The organism is Microcystis viridis FACHB-1342 (assembly GCF_014698335.1).
GTDB lineage: Bacteria > Cyanobacteriota > Cyanobacteriia > Cyanobacteriales > Microcystaceae > Microcystis > Microcystis ichthyoblabe_A.
In genome coordinates this window covers 1-6,374 of the sequence record NZ_JACJSV010000117.1, presented here as the reverse complement: position 1 = coordinate 6,374, position 6,374 = coordinate 1, and the positions used below count along the sequence as shown (strand labels likewise).

11 protein-coding genes and 1 pseudogene are annotated in these 6,374 nt (G+C 40.1%); 8 read left to right on the top strand and 4 right to left on the bottom strand.

The window, feature by feature from the left end; genetic code table 11:
- Window positions 1-199 precede the first annotated feature (199 nt).
- Window positions 200-485: pseudogene (locus H6G40_RS23575) on the bottom strand (arginase family protein); the annotation flags it as partial.
- Window positions 486-884: 399 nt separating this feature from the next.
- On the opposite strand from H6G40_RS23575, the gene H6G40_RS22285 reads away from it, so the two are divergent.
- The 8 genes from H6G40_RS22285 (at window position 885) to H6G40_RS22250 (ending at window position 4,103) form a co-directional block, all read left to right on the top strand.
- Window positions 885-1,217, top strand: coding sequence for a hypothetical protein (locus H6G40_RS22285; protein ID WP_002750232.1), 333 nt, complete (start codon window positions 885-887; stop codon window positions 1,215-1,217).
- 71 nt (window positions 1,218-1,288) lie between these two features.
- Window positions 1,289-1,729 carry a PIN domain-containing protein gene (locus H6G40_RS22280; protein ID WP_223210751.1) on the top strand — a complete coding sequence of 147 codons (441 nt, stop codon included), beginning with the start codon at window positions 1,289-1,291 and terminating at the stop codon, window positions 1,727-1,729.
- Window positions 1,726-1,923 (top strand): hypothetical protein, encoded by a 198-nt coding sequence (locus H6G40_RS22275; protein WP_002750230.1) that lies wholly within the window; start codon window positions 1,726-1,728, stop codon window positions 1,921-1,923. Before H6G40_RS22280 ends, H6G40_RS22275 begins: the two co-directional genes overlap by 4 nt.
- A 447-nt stretch (window positions 1,924-2,370) precedes the next feature.
- Window positions 2,371-2,598 carry a hypothetical protein gene (locus H6G40_RS22270; RefSeq protein ID WP_002750228.1) on the top strand — a complete coding sequence of 76 codons (228 nt, stop codon included), beginning with the start codon at window positions 2,371-2,373 and terminating at the stop codon, window positions 2,596-2,598.
- A complete protein-coding gene (locus H6G40_RS22265) occupies window positions 2,595-2,801 on the top strand; it encodes a hypothetical protein (RefSeq protein WP_002774168.1) in 207 nt (68 codons plus the stop codon). Before H6G40_RS22270 ends, H6G40_RS22265 begins: the two co-directional genes overlap by 4 nt.
- A gap of 250 nt (window positions 2,802-3,051) precedes the next feature.
- Window positions 3,052-3,717, top strand: coding sequence for a hypothetical protein (locus H6G40_RS22260; RefSeq protein ID WP_069473759.1), 666 nt, complete (start codon window positions 3,052-3,054; stop codon window positions 3,715-3,717).
- A complete protein-coding gene (locus H6G40_RS22255) occupies window positions 3,707-3,880 on the top strand; it encodes a DUF4160 domain-containing protein (protein WP_002790837.1) in 174 nt (57 codons plus the stop codon). Before H6G40_RS22260 ends, H6G40_RS22255 begins: the two co-directional genes overlap by 11 nt.
- A complete protein-coding gene (locus H6G40_RS22250) occupies window positions 3,840-4,103 on the top strand; it encodes a DUF2442 domain-containing protein (RefSeq protein WP_002750222.1) in 264 nt (87 codons plus the stop codon). The genes H6G40_RS22255 and H6G40_RS22250 overlap by 41 nt, the downstream gene beginning before the upstream one ends.
- A 399-nt stretch (window positions 4,104-4,502) precedes the next feature.
- Here the strand turns inward: H6G40_RS22250 and H6G40_RS22245 are convergent, their stop codons facing one another.
- From H6G40_RS22245 to H6G40_RS22235, 3 genes are all read right to left on the bottom strand, one after another.
- Window positions 4,503-4,925 carry a hypothetical protein gene (locus H6G40_RS22245; RefSeq protein ID WP_081330779.1) on the bottom strand — a complete coding sequence of 141 codons (423 nt, stop codon included), beginning with the start codon at window positions 4,923-4,925 and terminating at the stop codon, window positions 4,503-4,505.
- A 392-nt stretch (window positions 4,926-5,317) separates the two neighbouring features.
- The gene (locus H6G40_RS22240) at window positions 5,318-5,827 is read right to left on the bottom strand and encodes a HEAT repeat domain-containing protein (protein WP_069473760.1); all 510 of its coding nucleotides are present in this window, start codon (window positions 5,825-5,827) and stop codon (window positions 5,318-5,320) included.
- Window position 5,828: 1 nt separating this feature from the next.
- The coding region (locus H6G40_RS22235) for a HEAT repeat domain-containing protein (protein ID WP_190538250.1) at window positions 5,829-6,374 on the bottom strand (546 nt) is incomplete at its 5' end.

Below are 6,374 nucleotides of genomic sequence, written 5' to 3'. Positions count from 1 at the left end.
TAGTCGGAGAGGCCGCCTTTAGCGGGAATCCGATAGAGAGGTTCGTAGTTAACCCAGTACGGGTCAAAGCGTACAAAGCTAATTCTAGATGCAATATTTGCCTACAGAATTAGTAACTATTAGATAAAGTCTCTCCAGGAGAAGTGATTGAAGTTGCAGGCTCCTGAAAGTTGTGTTGGCGAAAGCAGCATAACTCCGCATCCCTGAGGATATCTCGATCCCAAATCACGGGAATCTGCTGTTTCTTCTCGACAAATAGCCCGAATTCCCACGGGTAAAGTCGGTAAACCCATTTCTAACACCCGACGCATCACACAGGCGTGGTTATGGTGGGAGCCTTCGTACTCAAAACGCATATCGCCATGGGCATCAATTTGAACCACGGTAAAAGGTTCCGATTAAGCTTGCTGGTAATCTTGTACTACTCTCGTGGTGATAGCCTGTTCACCCCCGACGGCGACGACAAATTTATCATCGGCAATTATTGGTTTCCTGCGGGCGATAATCTGGAAATATAGCCATCAGTTGGGCTGCTTCATATTGCTGTAACAAAAAACAATTATCCCCCGATAGCGATCGCTAAAGGTCGAATAATTATCAATTTTTGTCAAGGGGTGCGGTCAGATCTAAGAATCATCGCTAGAAAGAATGAGCCTAATTGTCAGGAATTTAGTTAAACAAGGTTTTTGGCAATATACTAATCTGGCTAACAAGCTTTTGGGCGTGATATAGGGAAAAGTTCTGGCGATAGTTGACCCATATCGTTACTCTGGAGATTGTTATACAGAAAGTTGACCTATAATATGTGGTTAGGCGTTTGAACACCCTCCACTCTCTCTTTGGTCCGAAATCATGAATTGAACAAATTTACTGGGGACTTAAGCATGACTACATCTGAAAGCGCCCGCTATCTTATGGCAAGAACGAACTTAGCATTTGAGCATCCTGAACTTGCAGCCTCTCTAGGGGATGCTGCCAAATGTTGGTCTTGTAAAATTGGGCTAAACGTAGGCTTGGGCGCAGTCATTGCTGCTGCAATTGCGGCGGCAGTTGCTACTGGCGGACTTGCCCTTATTCCAGAAGTTGCTGTGATTGCTGCGGCTACTGGTCTTTCAGAGGCAGTAGTGGTGGAAATTTTATCAAGTGTTGTTGGTGGAACAGCAGCTGTAGAGCTTATGATTGAAGAACTCTGTAAAGCTATGGGGGCATATAATTAGAGAGATCCCCTATATAATGGTAATTCTATGGGGTAAAACTTTTGGCTTGAGGGGTGTGGCAATTTTGTATTATGAGGATTTATTTTGATATGTGCAGCTTGCAACGCCCACTTGATACCAAGACGCAAATTCGAGTTGCTGTTGAAGCTGAGGCTATTCTCAATGTCATCTCATTGTGGGAAGCTGGGCAATTTGAGTTAGTTTCTTCACAAGCCTTAATGTTTGAAGCTGAACAAATTACGCCTTCTCCAAGAAAAGCATATATTTTAGAAGCGTTATCGAAGGCAGACTTATTTCTCCAACCAAATAAGCAAATCGAAGAACGAGCGCAAGTGTTTGTCAACTCAGGTATCAAACCACTTGATGCATTGCATTTAGCTTTTTCGGTTGAGGCAGAAGCAAATTATTTCTGTACATGCGACGATAGATTTTTGAGACGGGCTAAAGAAGTTGATACTTTGCAGACCAAAGTTGTTTCTCCTCTTGAACTGATTACGGAGCTATCGCAATGAGCAGTCAAACAAAATCCCTGAGCGAAATTACGCAGCAAGCAATTCAAGTCCTATCTAAAGAAATTGGCATTGCCAGTACAGTACGTTTTCTAAATCAGTTTTCAACTGGGTATGGCAACTATACAGAAGAACGCGAAAGTCTATTCAAAGACTTAACACTAGATGAGATTTTGAAGCGTATGCAAGACACCTAACAATTCAAATTCAGCGGAAGGTCAGGAGATATTGGTGCTGAGTTAGACGTCCTCTGCCGCCGCTTATCTTAGCCGTTATACTGAATCGGTTTTTAATAGCATGATTAACTCCCAATCCCACTTGAAAAACCCGCTCCCTTCTCCACACTGCTGTAACAAAAAACAACTATCCCCCGATAGCGATCGCTAAAGGTCGAATAATTATCAATTTTTGTCAAGGGGTGCGGTCAGATATAGGAATCATCGCTAGAATAAGCCTAATTGTCAGGAATTTAGTTAAACAGGGTTTTTGGCAAGATGCTAATCTGGCTAACAAGCTTTTGGGGGTGATATAGGGAAAAGTTCTGGCGATAGTTGACCCATATCGTTACTCTGGAGATTGTTATGCAGAAAGTTGACCTATAATATCTAGTTATATTTTCAAGAGAAGAGAAGAGAAGAGAAAAAATGTTATCAACACTTCTAAGTAAAGCCGTACAAAAAGCTCAAGAACTGCCAGAAGCAATTCAAGACGAACTGGCAGAGCAGTTTATTGAAGACATCGAAAATGAAATCAAATGGCAAGAAACATTATCTAAACCCCAAGACAGCTTAATTCTCAAAGAACTTGCTCAGAAAGCTATTGCGGATTCAGAAAACGGACAGACTGAAGAAATGGGATTTGATCAGCTATGAAGTCGGAACTAAATCCAGATTTCGTCGGCTTATTTCAACAGCTACCAGAAAGAGTGAAAAGAACAGCCAGAAAAAATTACAAGTTATGGAAAGATAACCCAAGTCATCCAAGCTTAGAATTTAAGGAGGTCAATCAAGAAGACCAGATCTGGTCAATCAGAGTCGGTATAGGTTGGAGAGCGCAAGGGAAGAATCAAGAGTAAGAATGTAATTGTTTGGTTTTGGATAGGCTCTCACCCAGAGTATGACCAATTGTTAAAGAAGTTGTGAACCAAGAAACCTAACAAATCACCGCACCCGAAATAATAGTGAAATTTTGTGACAAAGTGCAGTCATATTTAAGAATCTTTGCTATGATTCCGGAAAGCTTCTGTGATAAGTTTCCTTAAAGGAGATTGTTTGCAGTAAGCTAATCTGGCTAACACGCTCTTGGGGTTAATATAGGGAGCTAGTATGAGTAATACTGAGACAACTGCTTATTTGGATAGGCTTTTGAAATTGTATGAGGAAAAACTTCATCGTTTTCGACTGTCGTTAGCTCTACTATTAGTCGGCACACTTGTTTTCTTCTTCCTAATTTTCTTTCCATACATAACTCTTTTGGGCAACCAAGAAGCTTGTCGAGAAAATCCTCAATGTACTAAACCTGAAAAATCTAAACTAGAAGATCGCTTATCAGAAATTACAACTAGCTGGGGCAAAGTACCCATATCAACTGCTGAAGTGACTGCTCTTTTTCCAGTAGGGGTTGCTTGTGGCTTTGTTGTTGTAACAGCACAGTTACAAGGATTAACACGTCTGCGTCGAGCAATTACTCAACAATTAAAAGCTTCCAGTAATTACATAGATGTTACTTTAATTGCTCCTCTTCTGATTGACCCTAAAAGTGGTTGGGTAGATCGGATGGCAGGAGTAACAATACTATTATTTCCCTTTTGTGTCTTTATATACTCAAGCGTAAAAATATTAACTCGCCTTGAAGTACTTAAAAATAAGCTCCCTTATATTCAAGCTGCAAGATTTTATTATTTGATTTATTTTCTAAGTGCATTTACAGCTATTTATACCTTAGTAAGGTTATCTTTTCTTTTCCCGGGAAGAAACAAGAATGCACGTTAATGTTCATTGTACAGAAGGAGAAGCTAAATTTTGGCTGGAACCACAAATTGAATTAGCTCGTAATCATAACCTATCTCGAAAACAACTTCAAGCGATAGAAACTATTATTGAGGAACGACAAAATGAACTTAGAAATGCTTGGACAAAACACTTCTCAAGCTGAAGTAACTCATATTTCTTCTCATGGAATATGGATTCTGGCAAACGATGAAGAAATGTTTCTTTCCTATCAAGATTTTCCTTGGTTTGAAGATGTCCCTATTAGACAAATTTTAAATATACAAGAGCCTTTTCCTAATCATTTTTATTGGCCAGATTTAGATGTAGATTTAAGCAAAGAAATTATTAAAAATCCTGAGAGATTTCCTTTAAAAGCTAAAGCCTAGTGCGATGCCAAAGGCACTGCGTAGCAGATCGCCGATCTTGTAGGGTGCGTTCCCCAATGTAACTTCTACCGCTCCAGCGATCGATTTTTGGGGAACACACCATGCACATTGATTGAAACTGGGCGTTGCAGAATCAAGGTATGAATGCCAACTGTGCATCGTATCCAAAAGTTAGTTTGGATCTAGGTTTTAAAAATCCCACAAGAGAAGATTCATATCTCAAATCAGCAACGCCATGCAACGCCTTTTAACCTTCGATTCTAATTTTTTCTTTTATCGAATTAACGATTCCGAAGCATTTGAGGTGATCGATCTATACAATTGATAGATTTAAATCATGTTGATCATGGAATAATTCCGATTTAATCATTTCTAACTAATAAGATTGAGCTGCTCTGTTTACTCACTTAAACTAGCAGTTTCTAGCCATTTTTTACCCATTTCAATGGGAATACCGAGGGGAGGACAGAGGATTTTAATTAATTCAATTCCTCCCGGGATTAAAATGCTTCTTAGACGAGAATTTTTCTTGATTTCTGCGTCAACTTGTGCGACAAAAGTTTGTTTTTCAATTTCGGTATTAGTGGGATAAGTTTGGGTGAGTTGGCTGATAAGTTGTTGGATTTCTTGGGCGGCTTCGGCTAAATTTTGGGGTGTGGCGTAATTATGTTGAACTGCTTTTTGATCTCCTTGCACCGTATCGGCAAAGTTAGCAATATTTGCTCCACGAAGGTCATATTTAGGAGTTTCTGACATAGGATTAAAAGATTGAAGATTACTGATGAGAATTAGGGTTTGCGGCAAAAAGTACGGGCGAAGCATTCGGATAGAAAATCTCCGGTTTCACCGATAGGTTATTGCCCGAATGCTTCGCCCCTACAGGACGCGGGCTGATGAAGACGCAAGGTTTTGAAGCACGATTCTCTCAAAATCTTGCACCTGTTTCGCAAGAAAAGCCACAAAACCCCTATCTTGCCTACATTTCACATTTATTCAGCAAGCCCTAATTATAGCATCCATAATGGCAAAACTGACACCATTTCTCTGAATGAAAGCGATACGTCGAATTCAAGTCCCCCTTTTCAAGGGGGATTTAGGGGGATCAAAATAAGGATTGAGCGGCTTTAATCCGAATACTTGGGTTCTTGTCTGTGAATAGTCTTTTGGCAAGAGTTCTGATAATTAAATCGAGGGATTCTGTACTCAATTTCATATCAGTTTACTGCATAACGAGAGCCAATTTTACCGAGGGCATCAACAGCACTGAAACGAACGCTATCATTTTCATCGGAACAAACATTTACTAGATAAGGAATAACATCTTCTAGTCCAATTTCACCTAAAGCAATTGTGGCTGTGACACGAACTTTTACTTCCGTATCTTGTAGGGATTGAATGAGATAGGATATTGCTTTTTCACTACCAATTTTTCCGAGAGATTCCGCCGTGATTATCCGAATATCGGGATTAGTATCAGATAAGCAGGAAGCTAGATAAGGAATTGCGGATTCATTGCCAATTTCTCCTAAAGCTCGAATCAGATTTAGGCGAACATTAAGATCATTTTCTCCTATTAAATGGGATACTAAGGTATCGGCAAGGCTACTATTGCCAATTTTGCCCAAGGCTTCGGCAGCTTTAGCGCGGATCTGGGGGAGAGAATCGTTGAGTTTATTCAATAAAGTATTGATGGCGATTTGGGTGTTATTAAGTTGCTGAACCATGTTATTTTTTCTCTGGGTTATTGTTATTAGTTTGCTGGGGATAATTCTGTTGGTTTCCTTGCACATTATGAGCTAAATTGCCAATAGTAGCTCCTCTGAAATCATAGGTAATAGATGAGGTTTCAGAGGTTGGGGATTGAGTGGAGTAAGAAATAGATTCAGGGAGGGGGTGATAGTATTTAAGTTTGTTTTGAATTGTGTCTAGTGCTTCTCTAGCTTGAAAGAGAGTATCGCCATTATTTAATGTGACAAAATCAGGATTTTTTAGACGATTGATAAGTTGAGTCATCGCCGCTTCTGTGCCAATCTTACCCAAAGCCACGGCTGCGTACACACGAACATTGCTATTAGAGTGTTCTAAAGCCTTGAGTAACCCCGGAATAGCTGTTTCTGAGCTAATATCACCCAAAGCGAAGGCTGCCTTCCAACGAACATCGCTATTAGATTCTTCCAAAGCCTTGAGTAACTCCGGAATGGCTGTTTCTGAACCAATCTTACCCAAAGCCTCGGCTGCGTACCTACGAACAAACACATTAGAGTCTTCCAA